The sequence below is a fragment of the Nonomuraea sp. NPDC048882 genome (assembly GCF_040649755.1).
Lineage (GTDB): Bacteria > Actinomycetota > Actinomycetes > Streptosporangiales > Streptosporangiaceae > Nonomuraea > Nonomuraea maheshkhaliensis.
Genome location: NZ_JBEZGB010000007.1, coordinates 425,851 through 446,897, shown reverse-complemented (window position 1 = coordinate 446,897; position 21,047 = coordinate 425,851). Strand labels below are relative to the sequence as shown.

The 21,047-nt window shown below is 71.1% G+C and carries 21 protein-coding genes; 17 read left to right on the top strand and 4 right to left on the bottom strand.

Annotated elements, in window-relative coordinates; translation table 11 throughout:
* Window positions 1-3 precede the first annotated feature (3 nt).
* Window positions 4-1,146 (bottom strand): XRE family transcriptional regulator, encoded by a 1,143-nt coding sequence (locus tag AB0C27_RS26930; RefSeq protein WP_357848642.1) that lies wholly within the window; start codon window positions 1,144-1,146, stop codon window positions 4-6.
* Complete coding sequence (locus AB0C27_RS26925; protein WP_357848640.1) at window positions 1,139-1,897, bottom strand: hypothetical protein; 759 nt, start codon at window positions 1,895-1,897, stop codon at window positions 1,139-1,141. Before AB0C27_RS26925 ends, AB0C27_RS26930 begins: the two co-directional genes overlap by 8 nt.
* Window positions 1,898-2,049: 152 nt before the next feature.
* Here AB0C27_RS26925 and AB0C27_RS26920 point away from each other — a divergent pair, with 152 nt between their 5' ends.
* The 11 genes from AB0C27_RS26920 (at window position 2,050) to AB0C27_RS26870 (ending at window position 13,651) form a co-directional block, all read left to right on the top strand.
* Window positions 2,050-4,128 carry an alpha-amylase family protein gene (locus AB0C27_RS26920; RefSeq protein WP_357848638.1) on the top strand — a complete coding sequence of 693 codons (2,079 nt, stop codon included), beginning with the start codon at window positions 2,050-2,052 and terminating at the stop codon, window positions 4,126-4,128.
* Entirely contained in the window at window positions 4,125-6,008 is a 1,884-nt protein-coding gene (locus tag AB0C27_RS26915) for an alpha-amylase family protein (RefSeq protein ID WP_357848636.1), read from the top strand. Before AB0C27_RS26920 ends, AB0C27_RS26915 begins: the two co-directional genes overlap by 4 nt.
* Before the next feature lie 86 nt (window positions 6,009-6,094).
* The gene (locus AB0C27_RS26910; RefSeq protein WP_357848634.1) at window positions 6,095-7,384 is read left to right on the top strand and encodes an ABC transporter substrate-binding protein; all 1,290 of its coding nucleotides are present in this window, start codon (window positions 6,095-6,097) and stop codon (window positions 7,382-7,384) included.
* Window positions 7,385-7,392: 8 nt separating this feature from the next.
* Entirely contained in the window at window positions 7,393-8,277 is an 885-nt protein-coding gene (locus tag AB0C27_RS26905; RefSeq protein ID WP_357848632.1) for a sugar ABC transporter permease, read from the top strand.
* The gene (locus AB0C27_RS26900) at window positions 8,277-9,164 is read left to right on the top strand and encodes a carbohydrate ABC transporter permease (protein ID WP_346110531.1); all 888 of its coding nucleotides are present in this window, start codon (window positions 8,277-8,279) and stop codon (window positions 9,162-9,164) included. The genes AB0C27_RS26905 and AB0C27_RS26900 overlap by 1 nt, the downstream gene beginning before the upstream one ends.
* Complete coding sequence (locus tag AB0C27_RS26895) at window positions 9,161-10,087, top strand: D-2-hydroxyacid dehydrogenase (RefSeq protein WP_357848630.1); 927 nt, start codon at window positions 9,161-9,163, stop codon at window positions 10,085-10,087. Before AB0C27_RS26900 ends, AB0C27_RS26895 begins: the two co-directional genes overlap by 4 nt.
* A 50-nt stretch (window positions 10,088-10,137) precedes the next feature.
* Complete coding sequence (locus tag AB0C27_RS26890; RefSeq protein ID WP_357848628.1) at window positions 10,138-10,860, top strand: GntR family transcriptional regulator; 723 nt, start codon at window positions 10,138-10,140, stop codon at window positions 10,858-10,860.
* On the top strand, window positions 10,857-11,660 hold the full coding sequence (locus AB0C27_RS26885) for a TIM barrel protein (protein ID WP_357848626.1): 804 nt from the start codon (window positions 10,857-10,859) through the stop codon (window positions 11,658-11,660). Before AB0C27_RS26890 ends, AB0C27_RS26885 begins: the two co-directional genes overlap by 4 nt.
* A gap of 55 nt (window positions 11,661-11,715) precedes the next feature.
* The gene (locus AB0C27_RS26880) at window positions 11,716-12,594 is read left to right on the top strand and encodes a 2-hydroxy-3-oxopropionate reductase (protein WP_357848624.1); all 879 of its coding nucleotides are present in this window, start codon (window positions 11,716-11,718) and stop codon (window positions 12,592-12,594) included.
* Between the two features lie 100 nt (window positions 12,595-12,694).
* Window positions 12,695-13,354, top strand: a complete 660-nt coding sequence (locus AB0C27_RS26875) for an HNH endonuclease family protein (RefSeq protein WP_357848622.1) — start codon at window positions 12,695-12,697, stop codon at window positions 13,352-13,354.
* On the top strand, window positions 13,355-13,651 hold the full coding sequence (locus tag AB0C27_RS26870) for a hypothetical protein (RefSeq protein WP_357848620.1): 297 nt from the start codon (window positions 13,355-13,357) through the stop codon (window positions 13,649-13,651).
* A 122-nt stretch (window positions 13,652-13,773) separates the two neighbouring features.
* Here the strand turns inward: AB0C27_RS26870 and AB0C27_RS26865 are convergent, their stop codons facing one another.
* Window positions 13,774-14,340: a hypothetical protein gene (locus AB0C27_RS26865; protein ID WP_357848618.1), complete on the bottom strand. Its 567-nt coding sequence runs from the start codon at window positions 14,338-14,340 to the stop codon at window positions 13,774-13,776.
* Window positions 14,341-14,514: 174 nt separating this feature from the next.
* The gene (locus AB0C27_RS26860) at window positions 14,515-14,841 is read right to left on the bottom strand and encodes a Fe-S cluster assembly protein HesB (RefSeq protein WP_357848617.1); all 327 of its coding nucleotides are present in this window, start codon (window positions 14,839-14,841) and stop codon (window positions 14,515-14,517) included.
* Between the two features lie 179 nt (window positions 14,842-15,020).
* Between AB0C27_RS26860 and AB0C27_RS26855 the strand changes: the two genes are divergently transcribed.
* The 6 genes from AB0C27_RS26855 (at window position 15,021) to AB0C27_RS26830 (ending at window position 21,009) form a co-directional block, all read left to right on the top strand.
* Window positions 15,021-15,863 carry an alpha/beta hydrolase gene (locus AB0C27_RS26855; protein WP_357848615.1) on the top strand — a complete coding sequence of 281 codons (843 nt, stop codon included), beginning with the start codon at window positions 15,021-15,023 and terminating at the stop codon, window positions 15,861-15,863.
* Between the two features lie 81 nt (window positions 15,864-15,944).
* On the top strand, window positions 15,945-16,718 hold the full coding sequence (locus tag AB0C27_RS26850; protein ID WP_357848613.1) for an enoyl-CoA hydratase-related protein: 774 nt from the start codon (window positions 15,945-15,947) through the stop codon (window positions 16,716-16,718).
* A 204-nt stretch (window positions 16,719-16,922) separates the two neighbouring features.
* Complete coding sequence (locus AB0C27_RS26845; RefSeq protein WP_357848611.1) at window positions 16,923-17,381, top strand: hypothetical protein; 459 nt, start codon at window positions 16,923-16,925, stop codon at window positions 17,379-17,381.
* Window positions 17,372-18,580: a DUF6395 domain-containing protein gene (locus AB0C27_RS26840; protein WP_357848609.1), complete on the top strand. Its 1,209-nt coding sequence runs from the start codon at window positions 17,372-17,374 to the stop codon at window positions 18,578-18,580. The genes AB0C27_RS26845 and AB0C27_RS26840 overlap by 10 nt, the downstream gene beginning before the upstream one ends.
* A 31-nt stretch (window positions 18,581-18,611) precedes the next feature.
* Entirely contained in the window at window positions 18,612-19,454 is an 843-nt protein-coding gene (locus AB0C27_RS26835; RefSeq protein WP_346110518.1) for a M55 family metallopeptidase, read from the top strand.
* Window positions 19,447-21,009, top strand: a complete 1,563-nt coding sequence (locus AB0C27_RS26830) for an FAD-dependent oxidoreductase (RefSeq protein WP_357848606.1) — start codon at window positions 19,447-19,449, stop codon at window positions 21,007-21,009. The genes AB0C27_RS26835 and AB0C27_RS26830 overlap by 8 nt, the downstream gene beginning before the upstream one ends.
* The last annotated feature ends 38 nt before the right edge of the window (window positions 21,010-21,047 follow it).

The window sequence follows — 21,047 nt, the reverse complement described above, 5'->3', positions numbered from 1 at the left end:
CGCTCAGGGCACGAGCGTCAGCGACGGCCGCTGGTCGGGCAGGCCGATCAGCTCGCGTACCCGTGCGATCGGCCAGGCCAGCTCCCTGGCCAGCGTCGCCGCGTTCAGCCCGCTCTCCTTGCAGGCCAGCTCGAAGGCGTGCGCCAGCAGCACCGGCTGCTCGCCCGGATAGCCGGAGACCGGCTCGTTGGTGAACCCGGGCTGCTCGCGCAGCGCGGCCAGGCGCTGGTAGGCGCGCCCGGCGGCGGAGTCGGACAGCAGGCCGGTCTCCCGGCACCGGTAGAGCAGCGAGTCGACCGACACCCCCCACGTCTGCCGCAGCTCGGCCAGTCTGCGCAGGTCGGCGCGGAGCGGGAGCTGGGGCAGGATGCTGTCGCGGGGGGTGAGGAACTCGGCGGCGAAGGCGTCGGCCTCGCGCTCCTGGTGGGAGTCGCCCGCGGCGGTGTCGCCGTGGAGGACGAGGTGGCCCAGCTCGTGGGCGGCGGTGAAGCGGTGGCGGTAGATGTCGTCGAACCGGTTGGGCGTCAGCACCACGATCGGCCGGGGCAGGCTGGAGGTGGAGAAGGCGTCGACGGTCACCGCGTCGGGGTCGTGGCGGGGAAAGGCCACCACGATGCCGTGCGCCTCCATCCGGCGCACCAGGTGGCTGATCGGCCCGGCGCCCAGCCCCCAGTGGGAGCGTAGCGCGCGGGCGGCCCCGGCCGGGTCGCGCGGCAGCGCGGAGTGCATCTCGCCGCCGGCGAACCCGGGCAGGTCGACGGCGGGCAGCTGCACCCGTTTCTCCAGCGCGTACGCCAGCTCCCACACCTGCTCGACGAAGGCCACGGCCTTGGCCCGCTGGTAGGCCCGGGTGGAGCGCAGGCTGCGGAAGTGGGCCATGGATCCGTCGAGCTTGCCGTGCGGGCGGCCGGGCAGGAAGAACGCCATCGGCACCGACAGCACCTCGGCCAGCGGCGCGATCAGGTCGGGCCGCGGCCGGGTGACGCCCGCCTCGTATTGACCGACCGCCGCCGGAGAGACGCCGAGATGCTCGGCGACCTCCTTCTTGGTGAGCGCGGCCAGGTGACGGGCCTGGGTGAGGCGGGTGGCGTCGAAGGCGTCGGCGACGGCCTGCGGGCTCGGCCCGCCCGCCCGGGAGTCACGCACCGCCGGCGGCCTCCGGCCGGATCGGGGTGGCCTCGGCGACCGGCCGCTCACCGGACCGGGCGGACCCGGTGCGCGCGTTGACCTCGGGCATCGGCAGGACGCCCTGGTCGAAGGCGGCCGCGCTGTCACCGGAGGCGGGCGCGCCGGCCTCGTGGGCCAGCGGGATCGGCTCGCACTGGTGCCAGCGCAGGCTGCCGAAGCGGTCGAGCAGCTCGGCCTCGCCCCACCAGGCATCGAGCAGCCCGGCGTGGGCGTTGGCCGCGTAGGCGATCAGCACCAGCCGGGTGTCGTCGGGCAGGTCGCCCAGCGCCTCGGCGACCGGCACCGCGTGCGGCGGGAGGTCGTGCAGCGCGAGCTGCCGCATCCGCGGCTCGGGGCCGAACCGGTTGAACAGCGCCTGTACCAGCGCTGACGGGCGGCCGTCGCCGATCCTGGCGCTCATCACGGTGAGCGAGCGGTCCTTGGCGTAGCGGAAGGGGAACAGCAGCTTGCCGTCGAGCACGACCAGCTCGTGCTGGGAGCCGCCGGGCTTGACGACGCGCACGTCGCCCATGTCCTCGAACGCCTCGGCCAGCGCCTCGAACTTGCGCGACATGAGCGTGAACCCGAACGGGTGCAGATGATCGGTCTGCGCCACCTTCTGCGCGTCCCTGGCGTTTTCCAGCGCGACCGACAGAGCCTCGGCCACGCCCTGTCTGATCAGGGGAGCGCGCTGCCCGAACGTGTCGTGGGCCCACTGGGACATCCGCATGCCCGACCTCCTGCCGCTTTACTTTCCAACATCATAGGCCCGCCACGACTTCATGTTGCCCGCACGACACACCTTCCCCTTGTACGGCTTGCATTCTTGTATGACAATATTCCGCGTCTAACAAGTGAGCTTGACGAGAGGTGCGCTTCCGCATGCGAACACCCGACTGGCCCCTGACGGCGACCCGCTGGACGCAACTGACGCTGGCCGAGGACGACCCGGCACACCTCGACGTCGACTTCTGGACCTCGGTGATGCGGGACAGCAGGTCGAACGCGGTCTGCATCAGCGCGGGCGGCTACATCGCCTACTACCCGACCCTGATCCCGTACCACCACCGCAGCACCTTCATGGGCGACACCGACCCGTTCGGCGCGCTCGTCGAGGCGGCCAGGGGGCTCGGCATGCACGTCATGGCCAGGGTGGACCCCCACGCCGTGCACGCCGACGCGGCCACCGCGCATCCCGAGTGGCTGGCGTGCGACCAGGACGGCGCGCCGATCGAGCACTGGTCCCATCCCGGCATCTGGCTGACCTGCGCCTTCACCGGCTACCACCGGGAGTTCATCACCGAGGTGGCCAGGGAGATCGTGCGCGAGTACGACGTGGACGCGATCTTCGCCAACCGGTGGGAGGGCTACTACGGCATCTCCTACAGCGAGGCCGCGCGGCGCTCGTTCCGCGACGACACGGGGTTCGAGCTGCCCAAGCGCGAGCACGACACGACCGACCCTGCCTGGCCCGCCTATGTGGCCTGGCGGCGGCGCCGGCTCAGCGAGCTGGTCGCGATCTGGGACGCGGCGGTCAAGGACCTGCGGCCGCACGCTCGTTTCATCCCCAACCTGGGCGCCTTCGCCGCCCGCGACCTGGAGCCCGAGCTGGTCGAGCGGGTCTACCCGCTGTTCGTGGTGGACAAGCAGGGCCGTTCGGGCATCGAGGCGCCGTGGGCGGCCGGGCGGGTGGCCAAGCGCAGCAGGGGCCTGTTCCCCGACCGGCCGGTCGGGCTCATCACCTCGGTCGGGCCCGAGTACCACCAGCACCGGTGGAAGGACTCGGTGGCCCCGCCGGAGGAGGTGCGGACGTGGATCGTGGACGGGTTCGCGCAGGGCGCGTTCCCGTGGTTCACCAAGTTCAACGCCACCGTCTCCGACCCGCGCTGGGTGCCGGCCGTGGTGGACGCGTTCGGGCTGCACGCGAAGCTGGAGCCGGTGCTGGCGCCGATGCCGGTCACGGCCGAGGTGGCGCTGGTCGACCCGAGCAGGGCCGGGCGGATCAGGAGCGGGGCGGCACACTCCTTCCCCGACGAGGACGGCTTCTACCAGGCGCTGGTCGAGGCGCGGATCCCGTTCGACCTGCTGGCCGACCAGGTGCTGTCGGCCGAGCGGCTGCGGCCGTACAAGGTGCTGGTGCTGGCCAACGCCGAGCAGCTCAGCGACGAGCAGTGCGCGGCGGTCCGCGACTACGTGGCCGCCGGCGGCGGCCTGGTCGCCGCGCACCAGTCCTCCCTGTACGACGAGCACGGCGCGCCGCGCGCCAACTTCGGCCTGGCCGACGTCTTCGGCGCCGACCTGGTGACCCGGCTCAGAGGCCCGGTGAAGAACAATTACATCGCCCTGACCGGCGAGCACCCGGTCAGCGACGGCTTCGGCCCGGCCGGGCGGATCATCGGCGGCACCCGGCTGCTGGGCGTCGTGGCCAGGCCGGGCACGCAGGTGCCGTTCCGCTTCATCCCGGACTTTCCGGATCTGCCGATGGAGGAGCTGTACGCCAGGAAGGCCCCCGACGCCCCTGCCGTGATCACCAGGGAGGGCCCTGGGCGGGTGGTCTACATCCCGTTCGACCTCGGGGCGATCTTCTGGGAGACGCTCCAGGCCGATCACGGCCTGCTGATCGCCAACGCGGTGCGCTGGGCGCTCGGCGGCGAGCCCGAGGCCACCGTACGCGGCCCAGGGCTGGTCGACCTGGCGGTGCGCCGCGACGAGCACGGCCTCGCGGTCACCGTGGTCAACCTGACCAACCCCATGGCCATGCGCGGCGCGATCAGGGAGACCATCCCGCTGCCGCCGCAGACGGTCTCCGTCGCGCTGCCGCGGGACACGGCGGGTGCCACGGCCCGGCTGCTGGTGGACGGGAGCGAGGTCCCCGTCGCCGTCCGCGAGGGCCGGGCCGAGGTGGAGCTGACCGGCGTGGGCCTCATCGAGGTCGTGCACGTGACCTGGGAGAAGGGGTGAGCCGCGTCTGGTGGCGTGAGCCGTTCCGGATGTTCCAGACCAACCTCCGCGAGGTGGACGCCGGGCTCGACGTCGAGCGGGTGCTGGACTACCTGGAGGAGTTCGGCGCGAACGCCTGGCTGATCAGCGTCGGCGGCATCCTGTCGAACTATCCGACCGGCCTGGACTTCCAGACGCGCAACCCGCACCTGGCCGAGCGGCCGTCCGGCGACCTGATCGGCGACGCGGTGGCGGCGGCCCGGCGCAGGGGCGTGCGCGTGCTGGCCAGGATGGACTTCTCCAAGATCGACCACCGGCGGGCGGAGCGGCATCCCGAGTGGTGCTTCGTCTCGCCCGCCGGTGAGCGGCAGGTCTACACCGGCCTCACGAGCGTGTGCCCGAGCGGCGACTACTACCAGGTCAAGCTGTTCGAGGTGATCGGGGAGGTGCTCGACCGGTACGAGGTCGACGGCTTCTTCCTCAACTGGATGTCGTTCAACGAAGTGGACTACAGCCGCACGTACTGGGGCGTGTGCCACTGCCTGGCCTGCGCCCGCCGCTACGACGGTGAACTGCCCGAGCGGGCGGACGCCCGGTGGCGCGCGTTCACACGGGCGACGCTGGACGACCTGCACGCCAGGATCAGGGCCGAGATCGCCGCGCGAAGACCGGAGGCGGCGCTCATCCTGGGCGAGCACGCCGACATCGTCTTCCACGAGGCGAACAACGCCGTCGGCCGGCCCCTCTGGCACCACAGGACCAGCGAGCACGTGAGCGCGGCCAAGTCGTACCGGCCTGAGGTGCCGGTGCTGGTCAACTCGGTGGGGTTCGTGGACATGCCGTACCGGATGGCGGGGGAGGAGCCTCACCATTTCGCCCAGTATCTGCTGCAGGCGATCTCGCGGGGGGCGATCCCGTCCACGTACATCATGGGGACGCCGGACGACAGCCCGTACGAGTGCCTGGAGATCGCCGGCGAGCTGACCCGGTTCCACCGCGACCACGCCGAGGTCTACCGGGACCTGGTCTCCGAGGCGCGCACGCTGCTGGTCCGCCCCGAAGGGGAGCGGGCCGAGTTCCAGGGGCTCTACCTGGCGCTGCTGGAGCGGCACGTGCCCTTCGACGTGCTGCCCGAGGAGAAGCTGGCGGTGAGCGACCTGTCGCGCTACCGGCTGGTCGTGCTGCCCGACATCGGCGCGCTGAGCCGTCCCGAGGTGCTGGACGCGTACGCGGAGGCGGGCGGCACCGTGCTGGCGACCGGTGCGAGCGACACGGGGCTCGCCTGCCTGCCCGTCGCCCGCCGGCTGGCCGCGTACACGACGGAGGAGTCCGTCCGCTCGCTGCACCTGCGCGGCGACCGCGGCATGGTGCCGGTGATCGGCGCCTTCCACGTGGTCGAGCCCGCGCCGGGCGCCGAGACGGGCCTGCCCGTGCTCTCCAGGGCCAGGTACGGCCCGCCGGAGAAGTGTCACGGCCACCTGGAGACCGGCCACCCCGGCTGGCTGAGCGCCCCGTACGGCCGGGGCAGAGGCGTGCTGATGCCCTGGACCGTCGGGCGCGGCTATCGGGAGACCGGGCTGAGCGCTCACCGCGACCTGTTCGCCGACCGCCTGCCCGCCGGCCTCGCCGTCGAGACCGGGCTGCCCGAGCAGGCGGAGATCGTGCCCGCCCGCGCAGAGGACACGCGGGTGATCCATCTGCTCAACCGCTCGGGCGACGCCGATCAGCGTTTCCGCCGCCCGCTGCCGATCGCCGAATCGTGGCTGGACCTGCCCTGGGAGGGCGAGTGGCGGGCGCACGCGCTGCGTGCGGACCGCCCCCTGGAGGTGGACGGCGGCCGGGTGCGGCTGCCCGAGATCGGCCTCTTCGAAGTCGTGAAATTGTCAAACAAGTATTCATGACCTATTGACGGTCTCGTTAGACAAATGAACACTGGACCATCACCGGGGTAGCCGGTCCCCTGTGAGAACGACGGGAGAACACAGTGATGAGCGGACTAGATCGGCGGGGGTTCCTGAAGCTGGTGGCGGCCGGGGCACTGGGGGCCGGCCTCACGGCGTGCGGCGCCGGCGACTCGGGCGGCGGAGGCGGCACCACGCTGCGGTACGCGTGGTGGGGCAACAACGTCCGGCAGCAGAACTACACGAAGGCGCTCAAGGAGTTCGTGGCCAAGAACCCGGGCATCCAGGTCGAGCCGGAGTTCGCCGAGTATTCGGCCTTCCAGGAGCGCATGACCACCCAGATGGCGGCCCGCGACGTGGCCGACATCTTCTGGGTCGCATCGGCGCAGGTCATGACGTACCACAAGAGCAACATCTACCGCCGCCTCGACGAGGTGCCCAGCGTCAACCTGGCCGACTACTCCAAGGAGGAGCTGGAGTCGTTCAAGCTGGGCGGGCAGCTCAACACCATGCCGTTCGGCATCTTCGTCCCCGTCTTCCGCTACAACGAGACGTTCGCCGAGGAGGACGGCGTCAAGCTCCCGCCGGCCGACGCCGACTGGGACGCCTGGTCGGAGTTCCTCATCGACTACTCCAAGGACAACCCGAAGCAGCGCAAGGGCATGCCGTACGAGGCCGACGCCGACATGGTGTTCGAGGCCTGGCTGCGCCAGCGCGGCGAGCTGCTCTGGACCCAGGACGGCAAGCCCGGCTTCACCGCCGACAGCGTGCGGGCCTGGTTCGACTGGTGGGACAAGATGCAGAAGGCCGGCGCCGTGATGACGCTGAGCGAGCAGGAGGGGATGGGCCCCGACTGGGCCGTGGTCGGCAAGAAGGTGCTGGCCAAGGTCGGCAACTCCAACCACATCATCGACGACGCCAAGATGTTCCCCGATTACTCCTTCAAGCTGCGCAGCGTGCCCGTGAACAAGGACGCGCAGGCCGGGCACCCCTTCCTCTACTACCCCCGGATGGCCATCTACCAGGGCATCGACGACGACAAGCTGGAGGCCGCGGGCAAGCTCGTCAGCTACAACACCAACGACCCCGCGATGATCAAGACCGTCGGCCTCACCATGGGCGCGCCGGTCAACCCCAAGGTCTTCGAGCAGACGCTGGCCAGTGCGCAGGGCGACGACAAGGAGATGCTCGACGCCGTACAGGTCAGCCGTAAGGCCGAGCGCCGCCCCCGCTTCGAGGCGCCGCCGGGCACCAGCACCTGGCGCACGGCCATGGCCAGGGTCGCCGAGGAGATCTCGCTCGGCCGGCTGAGCACCGCCGACGGCGCGAAACGGCTGCTCGACGAGATCAATGCCGGCATCGCCCGCGCCCAGTAGGAACTCCCATGTCGAAGCTCCATCGTCAGGGCGGCGCCGCGCACGTCTTCCTGATCCCCTGGTGGCTGGGCCTCGTGCTGGTCACGGCCGTGCCGCTGATCGCCTCCTTCTACCTGGCCTTCACCGACTACAACATCCTCAGCTCGCCGAAGTTCAACGGCCTTGAGAACTTCGAGCGCATGTTCCAGGACGACTACTTCTGGGCCGCCGTCCGCGTGACCGCGGTCTACGTGGTCGTCTCGATCCCGCTGCAGCTCGGCTTCGCGCTGCTGCTCGCCCTGATCCTCGACCGCGGTCTGCGCGGCCTGGCCTTCTACCGCAGCGCCTTCTACCTGCCCTCGCTGCTGGGCACCAGCGTCGCCGTGGCGATCCTGTGGCGGCAGATCTTCGGCGACGACGGCCTGATCGACCGGGCGCTGTCGCTGTTCGGGCTGGAGCTCGGGAGCTGGCTGCAGAACCCCAGCCTGTCGCTCTCGACGCTGATCGTCCTGAACGTCTGGACGTTCGGCTCACCCATGGTGATCTTCCTGGCCGGCCTCCGCCAGATCCCCGAGGAGCTGTACGAGGCCGCCAAGGTGGACGGCGCCGGAATCGTGCGCCAGTTCACCAGGGTCACGATCCCCCTGCTCACGCCGATCATCTTCTTCAACCTCATCCTGCAGACGATCGGCGCGTTCCAGACCTTCACCCAGGCCCACGTCGTCAGCGGCGGCACCGGGGGCCCGGCCAACTCGACGCTGTTCTACACGCTCTACATCTACCAGCAGGGATTCACGAACTTCGACATGGGCTACGCCTCCGCGCTGGCCTGGGTGCTGATGGCGGCCATCGGCCTGGTGACGGCCGTGCACTTCGTCCTGTCGAGGTACTGGGTCTTCTACGGAGACGACTGATGACGACCGCGACCACCTCGCTCGACTCCGCCCGCGCCCGCTCCACGGCGTTCCTGCGCCGGCGCGGGCGCCGGGACCTGCTCAAGCACCTCGGGCTCGGCGTCTTCGTGCTGCTGATGCTCTATCCGCTGATCTGGATGATCGTCAGCTCGCTCAAGCCCGACCACCTCATCCTCACCGAGACGGGGCTCATCCCCAGCGAGATCACCTTCGACAACTTCGTCGAGGGCTGGAACGCGCTCAACCGCCCGTTCACGGTCTTCTTCCTCAACTCGCTGCTGGTCACCGTCGGCTCGATCATCGGCAACCTGTTCTCGTGCTCGCTGACGGCGTACGCGCTGGCCCGGCTGGAGTTCCGGATGCGCGGGGTCTATCTCGCCATCACGCTGCTGTCGGTGATGCTGCCGATGCACGTGCTGGTGATCCCGCAGTACATCTTCTTCTCGCAGCTCGACCTGGTGAACACGTACTATCCGCTGCTCATCCCGAAGTTCCTGGCCACGGACGCGTTCTTCATCTACCTGATGGTCCAGTTCATCAGGACGATCCCGCGCGATCTGGACCGCGCGGCCTGGATCGACGGCTCGGGCCCGTTCCGTACCTTCTGGTACGTGGTCCTCCCGCTGATGCGGCCCGCCCTGGTCACCACCACGATCTTCACCTTCATCTGGACCTGGAACGACTTCTTCATCCCGCTGATCTACCTCACCTCGCCGAAGATGTTCACGGTGCCGGTGGCGCTGAACTCCATGGTCGACTCCGAGTCGCAGGGCGGCGTGGGCATGTTGTTCGCGATGTCGCTCGTGTCGCTGCTGCCGGTGCTCATCTTCTTCGCCATCGCCCAGAAACAGCTCATCCGCGGCATCGCCACCACGGGGCTCAAATGAGAATCATCATCACCGGCGACCACGACGAGCTCGCCCGCCGCCGCATCCGCAGGGCGGCGGGAGACGCTCACGTCGAGTTCGCCGCCGACCCGGGCGACGGCATCGAGCTGGCCGACGCCGTCGTCGGCAAGGTGCCCGAGCCGCTGCTGGCCAGGGCGGGCCGGCTGCGTTGGGTGCACAGCCCGGCGGCGGGCGTGGACGGCGTCCTGTCCGACACGCTGCTGGCCAGCGACGTGACGCTCACCTCCGCCACAGGCAACGGCGCGATCCCGCTGGCCGAGCACGCGATGCTGCTGCTCCTCATGCTCGACAGGGACGTGCCGCGCTGGCTGCGTGCCCAGTCCGAGCGCCGCTGGGAGCGCTACACGCACGGCGAGCTGGCCGGCAAGACCGTCGGCCTGTACGGGCTGGGGCACGCGGGCCTCGACCTGGCCGCCAAGGCGAAGGCGTTCCACATGCGGGTGCTGGGCATGCGCAGGAAGGACGCTCCCGCGCCCGGCGTGGACGAACTGCTCGGCCCGGAGGAGTTCCCGCGCTTCCTCGCCGAGTCGGACTACGTGGTGGTCACCGCGCCGCTCACCCACGCCACCGCGGGGCGCTTCGGCAAGGCGGAGTTCGCCGTGATGAAGCCCACGGCCTGCTTCGTCTGCGTCTCGCGCGGCGGCATCGCCGACGACGACGCCCTGCTCGGCGCGCTGCGCCGGGGCGAGATCGCCGGCGCGGGCCTGGACGCCCACGGCGTGGAGCCGCTGCCGCCGGCCAGCCCGTTCTGGTCGCTGCCGAACGTCATCGTCACCCCGCACAACGGCGCCACCACCCGCGAGACCGCGGGCCGCGGCCTGGACATCCTGCTGGACAACCTGGGCCGCTTCGCCAGGGGCGAGCCGCTGCGCAACGTCGTCGACAAGGCCGCCGGGTACTGAGAGGCGCAGTATACTTGTCTGACGATTTTGCCTTTTCTGGGAGGAGTTCCATGGACGGTAAGCCCAGCTTTCCTCTCGGACCATCATCACTGACGGAAGCGCTCTACGAGTCCGTACGCAAGCGCATCGTCAACGGCGACATCGCCCCGGGGGAGAAGCTCACCGAGATCCGGATCGCGAACGAGTACAGCGTCGCACGCCCCACCGCCAAGGCCTGCCTCGAACGGCTGACCGCGCTCGGGCTGCTGCGCCGTACCACGCACAAGACCGCTGTCGTCCCCAAGCTGGACGAGGCGGAGATCCGCGACCTCTACTTCAGCCGCGAGACCGTCGAACGGGCGGCGGTCGTGGCGCTGGCCCGCGCCGGCAAGGTGCCGCCCGAGGCGGTGCGCGCCCAGGCGGCGATGAGGGTGGCGGCCGGCGAAACGGCCCAGCACGGCTCCGACCAGAGCTCTCACGCGGGGGCGTTCGCCACTCAGGTCGAGGCCGACATCGCCTTCCACTCCGCGCTGGTGGCCGCCGTCGGCAGCCGCCGCCTGGCGCGGATGCACGAGGTCATCCTCGGCGAGGTGCACCTCACCATGGGCCAGTTCCAGGCCCACCGCACCACGGACCCGATGAACGTGGCGCACGAGCACGACGACATCCTCAAGGCCATCGGCGACGGCGACCCCGAGCGGGCGCAGCAGTGCCTGGCCCACCATCTCGACCAGGCCCAGGGGCGGCTGCTCGGCCAGCTGCGCCGCGAACGATCGGAAGAGGCCCACGCGTGACCAGGTGGAGCGTCAACTGTTCCCTCCTCTACACGGACCTGCCGCTGCTGGAGCGGCCCGCCGCGGCGGCGGCCGACGGGTTCACCGCCGTCGAGTTCTGGTGGCCGTGGCCGGTGGCGGTGCCAGGCGACCGTGAGGTGGACGCGTTCGTCGCCGCCGTCGAGAACGCGGGCGTGCGGCTGACCGGGCTCAACTTCTTCGCCGGCGACATGCCGGGCGGCGACCGGGGCGTCGTGTCCTGGCCGGGCCGTACGCGTGAGCTGCTCGACAACATCCCCGTGGTGGCCGCGATCGGCGAGCGGCTCGGCTGCCGTGCTTTCAATGCCCTCTACGGCAACCGGATCGACGGCGCCGACCCCGCCGAGCAGGACGAACTGGGCGCCGAGCTGCTGACCGCCTGCGCCAAGGGCATCTCGGGCACGGTGCTGCTTGAGCCGGTCAGCGGCGCGCCGCGCTATCCGCTGCTGACCGCCGCCGACGCCGTGGCCGTGCTCGACCGGCTGGGCGACGTGCCCAACCTCGGCCTGCTCGCCGACTTCTACCACCTGGCCGTCAACGGCGACGACATGGCCGCCGTCATCGACCGGCACGCCGCGCGCATCGCCCACGTGCAGATCGCCGACGCCCCTGGCCGGGGCGCGCCCGGCTCGGGCGAGCTGCCGCTGCCGCGGTGGATCGACGACGTGTACGCCGCCGGATATGACGGATATATCGGCCTGGAATACCGCGCGGAAGGGCCCGACGCCTTCGCCTGGCTCCCCCGCGAGCAGCGGGCCGCCGCCCCCGACCCGCGATCATGAACGCGACTCCGAACGCGGCCTTCGACGCCGCGGCCGACACGGAAGGATCATCCACGTGAGCGCCATCGCCTTCATCGGCCTCGGCATCATGGGCTCGCCCATGGCCGTCCACCTGGTCAGGGCCGGGCACGCCGTGGCCGGGTACAACCGGTCGCCGGACAAGGCGAAGCCGCTGGCGGAGGCCGGCGGGCGGGTGGCCGGGTCGGTCGCCGACGCCGTGACGGGCGCCGAGGTCGTCGCGCTCATGGTGCCCGACTCGCCCGACGTCCAGGATGTGCTGACCGGCGACGACGGCGTCTTCGCGCACGCCGCCCCCGGCACGCTGATCATCGACTTCTCCTCCATCTGCCCCGACGTCACCCGCGAGCTGGCCGAGGAGGCGGGCCGCGGGGGCCTGCGCTACCTCGACGCCCCCGTCTCCGGCGGCGAGGCCGGCGCCAGGAACGCGGCTCTGTCGATCATGGTCGGCGGCGCGGCCGGCGACTTCGAGGCCGCCCGGCCGATCTTCGAGGCGGTCGGCAAGACCGTCGTCCACGTCGGGCCGAGCGGCTCAGGCCAGACGGTCAAGGCCGCCAACCAGCTCATCGTGGCGGCCAACATCGAGGCGCTGGCCGAGGCCGTGGTGTTCCTGCGGGCGTACGGGGTGGACCTGGAGGCCGCGATGGACGTGCTCGGCGGCGGCCTGGCCGGCTCCGCCGTACTGACGCAGAAGCGCGGCAACATGACCGGGCACTCCTTCGAGCCAGGCTTCCGCATCGCGCTGCACCACAAGGACATGGGCATCGTCACCTCGGCGGCCCGCGAGGCCGGCGTCGTGCTGCCGCTCGGCGCGCTCGTGGCCCAGCTCGTGGCCTCCGCCAACGCGACCGGCGACGGCGGGCTCGACCACTCGGCGCTGCTGCGCGGCGTGGAGCGCCTCTCCGGCACCGCGTAGGGGAAGCGCCCGGTATGGGTAGCTCTATGGACGTCACCGTAAGTGACAAGGAGGCGCGCCTTCTGACCACTTAGGGGGATTGTGCCCGTAGTCGTGGGCCATGTTCTCTTTGCGATCATGGCCCGCGTACGCGGCTGCCGTCACCTTCCTCACCCTGCTCCCTGCGGCCGGCGCGAACGCCGCAGGACCGGCCGAGCTGCCACCGCCCCTGTCCGCCGAGGCCGCGTACGCGCAGCTCGCCCGGCTCGACGTCGCGGAACCTGGCTCGATGTCCGGCTACAGCCGCGCCCGCTTCCCGCACTGGATTCAGCAGGGCAACTCCTGCGACACCCGCGAGGTCGTGCTCGCCCGCGACGGCGCCGACGTCAAGCAGGACGAGAACTGCCGCGCCATCTCGGGCACCTGGCACAGCGAGTACGACAGCAGGGACTTCACCGACGCCTCCGACCTCGACATCGACCACATGGTCCCGCTCGCCCAGGCGTGGCGCTCCGGGGCGAACACCTGGACCGACGCCCGGCGCAGGGAGTTCGCCAACGACCTCGAAGGGCCGCAGCTCATCGCGGTCTCGGCGTCCTCGAACCGGTCGAAAGGCGACCAGTCACCCGACCAGTGGCGGCCGCCGCACCAGTCGTACTGGTGCGTCTACAGCCGGGCCTGGATCGACGTGAAGTCCCGCTACGACCTCACGATCACCGAGGCCGAGCGGGAGGCGCTGACCGAGATGGTGGGCACCTGCCGCATGGACGGTGAGGCCTGAATGGACGCCGTAGGGAGCTTCGAGAGCAACGTCGTCGCCGGCCCTGGTGGGGTGATGACCGACGAGGTGGGCGTCATCACCGGCGAGCTGACCGTGCGCACGGAGGTGTCCGGCGACCGGGTGACGGTACGCGTGCAGTACCTGGACGCCGACGAGTGGTACGAGATCGACGGCAGCCCCCTGAGCCCGGCTCCCGGCCTCGGGCAGGACCTGCACCAGGAGATCGTCCAGGCGGTCCGCCACGGCCTCCCGGACGGCCTCCCAGATGGCCTCTCGGCCCTCCGCCCGCTCACCTGAGCCCCGGCCCCGACGACGGCCCGCCACCGCTCCGCCCCGGTGACAGTCCGTTACCGGAGCCCGGTCACGCGGCGGATCCGTGCGGCGGGTGGGCTGCGTGTCGGTCCGGCGTGTCGTCGGGGTCAGGAGAGGCGCTGGAGCAGTTCGTCGCCGCTCATGGGCCGGCCGGGTGGGGCGGGGGCGGGGTGGTTGCGCATGCCGGCCAGCGCGAGCCGGACCGCGCGGTCCCGAAGGTCCTCGCCCAGCTCGGCCGGCAGGGTCGGCACCCCTCGCATGAGCAGCCCCACCACGCCGATCACGTCACCTGGGCCCACGTCGAGCCGCAGCGCACCCTCGGCGTGGGCGGCGCCGACGATCCCGCCGAGCTCCTCCAGCAGCCGGGCGCGGCCTGAGACGATCTCGGGCGTCACGGTCGTGTCGGGCGTCACAATCACCTCGCGGGTCTCGCTCACCTCGTGGGCCACGGTCGCCTCGTGGGTCGCGCCCGACTCGGGCGCCGGCGTTCCCACCATCGGTAGCAGCGGGTCGAGTCCCAGCTCGACGCAGCCCTCGACGAAGCGGCTGAGCGCGTCCCACGCCCAGGTCTCCTCGTGGCCCGCCTGCTCGGCCAGCGCGATCATGCGGTCGAGGCCGTCGGCGATGAGGTCCCGGTTCCCGGCGTCCGCTCTCGGTTGGCCCGGCGCGCTCATGCGGTCAGCCGCCTCTCGTCAGGTGTCGCTTCCCCAGCAGCCTAACCTCACGAACCGGAGGATCCCTCTCCTGTACGCGCTGCTCAGCCCTTCGCTGCGAGGGTCGTCCTGAACATGATCCTCCGAGCCGGCGGAACCCGGCCCGGAGGAGACACGCACCACCAGCAGCGGCGGCTAAACGCTCTGGCCGTTCTGGGCGCTGCGGCCGTTGTGGCCGCCGGGTTGCCGGTCGAGGCGGAACATCGGCTGACCCGGCATACCCGGGTCCGCGTCCAGCGACTTGTCGTCGAGGATGGGCGCCGCGTCCTGCGCGACGAACACCCGCACGTCCTCCTTCTCCACCACCTGGTCCCCGGCCTGCGGCGTGGTCGCCAGGGCCACCTCCAGCGTCCCGGCCTCGTCGGCCTTGGCGGAGATGCGCAGCCCGGCGTCGGCGGGCACGTCCTCCCCATCCATGAGATCCCGGATGGCGACGACGGCGTTGTCAGTCAGTACCAGCACGACCTGCTCCTTTGTCCTCGTGAACCCTCCGCCTAACCCACGGGTCCCACCCCAAACTCCGAGGCTCCTGCACACGCTTCATGCGGCGTGAGCGATGAGTTCGGGCGGCGGATCAGGTCTGCCCTGGCATGACTCGAATCACGCTGTCATCCTCGGCCGTCACCTCTCCCGGTGATCCGATGACCACTGTCAACGCCAAGGAGATCGCCTTGGGCATCGAGTCGTTCGGTGCCGACGACGCGCCACTCGTCCTGCTCGCGGGCGGGACGACGATGCTCTCCTGGCCCGACGCGCTCTGCCGGCGCCTCGCCGCCGGCGGGCGCCGTGTGGTGCGCTACGACCTGCGCGACAGCGGGGAATCGACGACGACGGATCCGGAGGCGCCCGCCTACACCCTGCGCGACCTCGCCGCCGACGCGGCGGCCCTCGCTGACGCGCTCGGCGGGGGGCCCGCGCACCTCGCGGGGATCGGCGTCGGCGGGATGGTCGCCCAGGTGGCCGTGCTCGACCATCCGGGCGCGTTCTCGGCGCTCACCCTGGTCGGCACCCGCGCGGTCGCCCCTGGCCCGCCCGACGACGATCTCCCCGACCATGACCAGGCGACGATGAGCCGGTTGTTCGCGCGTCCGATGCCCGATTGGGCCGACCGCGAGGCGGTCGCGGAGTTCGCCGCCGCCGGCGCGGAGATCCTCGGCGACGACCCCGTCGCCGCGCGCGCGATAGCCGCGCGCGTCTGGGACCGCACGCCCGGCACCGCGCCCCCGGTCCAGCTGGCCAATCAGCTGGGCATGGTGTTCTCCAGGCTCGACTGCGCGCCCCGCTGGCGCGAGCGCCTGCCCGAGATCGAGGTTCCCACGCTCGTCGTCCACGGCCGCCGCGACCGGTTCTTCCCCGTCGGCAACGGCGAGGCGATCGCGCGCGAGATCCCGCGGGCACGGCTGCTCGTCCTCAAGGAGGCCGCCTCCGCGATCCCCCCTGCGGCGATCGGCGAGGTCACCGAGGCGATGCTCACGCTCGGGTAGAGGACCTGACTCCGGGCCGACATGCCCGGACGGACGCGGCTCACCGGCCCGTGCGGGAGTGCGGCTGTTAGGTTCTGGCTCATGGGTGAGTTTGTGAGCGTCGAGGTGGCCGACCAGATCGCCACGATCCGTCTTGACCGTCCGAAGATGAACGCCCTCAGCGGCCAGGCCCAGAGGGAGATCGAGGAGGCGGCCGGCATCGTCGACGCCGACCCGCTGGTGCAGGCCGTGATCCTGTACGGCGGGGAGCGGGTGTTCGCCGCCGGCGTGGACATCAAGGAGATGGCCGGCATGTCCTACGCCGACATGTCCGCCCACTCCACCGGCCTCCAGGGCTGCTTCACCGCGGTCGCCCGCATCGGCAAGCCGGTCATCGCCGCCGTCACCGGCTACGCCCTGGGCGGCGGCTGCGAGCTGGCCCTGTGCGCCGACTTCCGGGTCGCGGGCGAGTCGGCCAAGCTGGGGCAGCCGGAGATCCTGCTCGGCCTCATCCCCGGCGCGGGCGGCTCCCAGCGCCTGCCGCGCCTGATCGGGCCGGCCAAGGCCAAGGACCTGATCTTCACCGGCCGGCACGTCCCCGCCGCCGAGGCGCTGGCGATGGGCCTGGTCGACCGGGTGGTGCCGGACGAGCAGGTCTACACGGCGGCCCTGGAGTGGGCCGCGACCTTCGTGGGCGGCCCGTCGGTCGCCCTGCGCGCCGCCAAGCAGGCCGTGGACCAGGGGCTCGAGACCGACCTCGACACGGGTCTCGAGATCGAGCGGCTGCAGTTCTCCGGGCTGTTCGCCACCGAGGACGCCAAGCTCGGCATGAAGGCATTCATGGAGAAGTCCAAGGCCAAGTTCACCGGTCGCTAGAGGCGGCTCCAAGGCCGGGTTCACCGCTCGGCGGAGGTCGGCCCCAGAGCCGATTCACCGGTCGGCGGAAATCCCGTCCAGGGCCGGGTTCAAGGGTCTGCGGAGGTCACGGAGCCGGGCCGGGCAGGTCGGTGCGACGCGAAGTCAACACATTCGGTAAGGGTCGTCCTTTCCGATGTTGGTTTGCCACTATGGTGGCGTTTCATGATGCGCGTCCTCGTCCCTGCCCGGCTCAGAAAGGCCGTGCGCACGTGGTTCGATTCCCGCTACATCTCGATCTCTGATCATCGCCAGGACATCAGGGACGCGCTCTGGGAGGTCCAGACCCTGAGGCGGGAGATGGTCACCCTCCAGGGCGAGGTGGAGCGGCTGCGCCAGACCCGCCCGGCATCGCCGCCACCGCCGCCGCGGCAGTCGCCCGCCGACAAGGCGAAGATCGACGACACCCGCAGGCTCGCCCAGGAGACGGCGAAGGCCCTGGACGGCGTGCTGCAGAACGAGATCCTGGTCTGGCAGGCCATCGACGAGCTGCGCGCCGCCGCGGCCGAGGCCCAGGCGAAGCAGACCGCGGCGGTGCAGGCCGCCGTGGACCAGAGCACCGTGGTCCAGACCCCCATGGATCCGGGAGAGCAGGGTCGCGCCGAGGAGCAGTCGTGCGCGTGACGTGGAGCGGCGGGGGCGCGCTGAGCTTCCGCCTCGATCCTGACGACGAGATCACCGGCACCGCCTCCGACGACTACCCGATCAAGCTGGCCATCAACGCGTGCTCCCTCGGCGGGGTGCCCGACGACGCCCATCCCGACCTGTTCGCCGTGGCCGCCTGGACGATCGTGGCCCCGTGGACGCGCCATCGGATCACGTTCGACCGCGCCGTCTCCGCGGAGCTGGCCCAGGCCCTGCACGAGGGCTGGGGCATCGAGGCGGGCCCGATAGGGGCCGAGGCGCGTCGCCCGGGGGCCCGGCTGGCGATCTCGTACAGCGGCGGCGCCGACTCCGTGGCGGCGGCCACGATGTACCCGGACGCGCCGTTCATCCACTTCCGCCGGGTCGACCACCCCCGCGTGCCGAACCGCTGGCCCCACTACCGCTCCGACGTGCTGGCCGAGCTGGCCGCCGGGACCGGCAGAGAGCTCAGCACGGTCACCTCTGACCTGGAGTACACGCTGGCCGAGCCCCGCCCCGGCTACCCCGAGCACCACGCCGTGGCCGCCGGCGCCCTGCTGCTGGCCGACCGGCTCGACCTCGGCGGCCTGGGCTTCGGCTACGAGATGGGCTCGCGCTGGCTGGGCGGCGGACGCTACCTGTGGCGCTACACCCCCGACAATCCCATGTGGTCGCCCCACGGCAGGTGGGGCCGCTTGTTCGCGGCCGCGGGCGTGCACATCGTGCTGCCCGTCGGCGGCGTGAGCGAGGCGGTCACCATGCGCCTGGCGCTCGGCTCCGGGCTGCGGCCCCAGGTCCGCTGGTGCCTGCGCGGCACCGACGGCCCGTGCCGCGTCTGCGGCAAGTGCCTGTACAAGGAGCTCATCCAGGCCGCCGTCGAGCGCCGCCCGCTGGACACGCCGATCAAGGCCGATCACCCCGCTGCCCGGAAGTATCTCAAGAAGCCGCCCTACGGCGGCCAGGAGATGATCCAGTACGGGCTCTCCCGCGTCCCCGGCATCGAGAACACCCTGTTCGCCCCCGCCCTCGACTACTTCGACGTCTCGGAGGAGGCGACGAGCTGGCTGGAGCACTGCTACCCGCCCGCGCTCGCCGAGATCCCCGAGCCGTGGCGGGCCCAGGCGGAGGCGTTCGTCGAGGCGAACGTCGGGCTGATGACCGAGCCCGAGGTGCGCAGGGTGGAGTCGTGGGGCGCGTGATCAGCGGCTGGACGAGGAGTGGAACGGCGTCGTGAAGGTTTATCTGTCGGTGGACATGGAGGGCGTGACGGGTCTGACCGACCCGGAGGAGATGCACGCCGGCAAGCGCGGGTACGAGCGCGGCTGCGAGCTGATGACCGCCGACGCCAACGCGGCGATCGAGGGCGCGTTCGCGGCGGGAGCCGGCGAGGTGCTGGTCAACGACGCCCACGGCTCCACCAAGAACCTCAGGATCGACCTCCTCGACCCCCGGGCGACCCTGATCAGGGGGCCGGGCAAGGCGCAGCGGATGGCCCAGGGGCTCGACGGGACGTTCGGGGCGGCCTGCTTCGTGGGCTACCACGCCCGCGCGGGCGTGCCCGACGGCGTGCTCAACCACACCTGGATGGGCAAGGAGATCCAGAACGTCTACCTCAACGGCGAGCTGTGCGGCGAGACCCGGCTGGTCGCGGCCTGCGCCGGGTTCCACGGGGTTCCGGTGGTGCTGGTGACCGGGGACGAGGCGGTGGGAGAGGAGGCCCGCGAGCTGCTCGGCGACGTCGAGACGGTGGCGGTCAAGCGGGGCATCGACAAGTTCTCGGCCGAGCTGCTGCCGCCGGTCGTGGCCCAGGCGCGCATTCGTGAGGCGGCCTCGCGTGCGCTCGGTCGGTTGAGCGACTTCACGCCGTACCAGCCGGCGGCGCCGTACACGCTGGGGGTGGAGTGGAACTCCACCGCCATCGCCGCCGCGGTGGCGCTGATCCCTGGCGTGAAGACGGCCGGTTCGCGGCACACCGAGTTCACCACCGACGACTTCACCCAGATCATGGCCCTGTTCGGGATCTTCGCCACGATCGGTGGTCAGATCGCCTGCGGCAGCGGCCCCTATGGCTGAGAGCGGCGGCGGCGGGGCGCTGACCAGGCGCGGGCTGCTGGTCGGCATCGGGGCGGTAGGTGGCGCCGGGGCCATGTACGCGGCCATGGGCGCGCTCGGGCTGGCCCCCGCCGAGCAGGACAAGGACTTCACCGCCCCGAGGACGGGCGACTTCACCCTGCGCGGCAAGGGCTCGGCCAAGGTGGTGATCCTCGGCGCGGGGGTGGCGGGGCTGACGGCCGCGTACGAGCTGGGCAAGGCCGGCTACGACTGCACGCTGCTCGAGGCCAGGCCGAAGGCGGGCGGCAGGAACCTGACACTGCGCGGCGGCGACCGCCTGACCGAGCTGAACGGCCCCGCCCAGGACGTGACGTTCGGCGAGGGCGTCTACTTCAACGCCGGCCCCGGCCGCATCGCCCCCTGGATGGTCACCCTCGACTACTGCCGCGAGCTGGGCATCCCCATCGAGACCTTCATCAACAACAACGCCGCCGCGTACGTGCACACCAACGGCAGGACCGTGCGGGCCCGCGAGGCACGCGCTGACATGTACGGATATGTCGCCGAACTCCTCGCCAAGGCCACCGATCTCGGCGCCCTCGACCGGGTCGTCTCCAAGAACGACCAGGAGACCCTGCTGGACTTCCTGCGGCGCTTCGGCGACCTCGGCCCGAAGCTGGAGTACGAGGGCTCCGACCGCCGCGGCTTCACGAAGTTCCCCGCGCTGGACGCCGGCACACCCGTCCCCGCTCCCGGCAGCCTGCACCAGATCCTCGCCGCCGGCACCGGCCGCGCCATCACCGGCGACTTCGGCTTCGAGCAGGCCACCCCCATGTTCCAGCCCGTCGGCGGCATGGACGCGATCGTGACCAGGCTCGTCGAGGCCGTCGGCCAGGACCGGATCAAGACCGGCGCCAAGGTCACCAAGATCACCACCCTGGCGGACGGCGTGGAGGTCGTGCACACCGGCGGCTCGATCAAGGCCGACTACTGCATCGCCACCCTCCCGCCCCACCTCCTCGCCAAGATCCCGCACAACCTGGGGGCCCAGGTCACCGCCGCGCTGGCCACCCCGGTCCCTGCTGCGGCGGGCAAGATCGGCCTGGAGTACGGCCGGCGCTGGTGGGAGCGGGAGGACCGCATCTACGGCGGCGTCACCGAGACCGACCTCGACGTCACCCACATCTGGTACCCCTCACACGGCTACCACTCCGAGCGCGGCCTGCTCGTCGGCTACTACAACACCGACAAGAACGCCGAACTGTACGCGGCGCTCACCCCCGAGGACCGCAGGCGCAGGGCGCTCACCCAGGGCAAGAAGATCCACGGTGAGAAGTACCGCCAGGACGTCCTGTCCAGCGCCTCCATCGCCTGGGAGCGCCAGGAGCACATCCAGGGAGCCTGGGTGCGCTGGCCGTCCTTTGATTCGTCGTTCACTCTTCTGCAACGCCCCGCCGGAAGGGTCTACTTCGCGGGCGACTGGCTCACCCATCTGATCGCTTGGCAGGCGGGGGCCATGGAATCCGCCCGTGGCGCCGTCACTCAACTGCACCAGCGAGTGCTGCAGTCTCCGTGACGTCGCCCGCTGATCCCCAGGGCCACAATAGGCTCGTG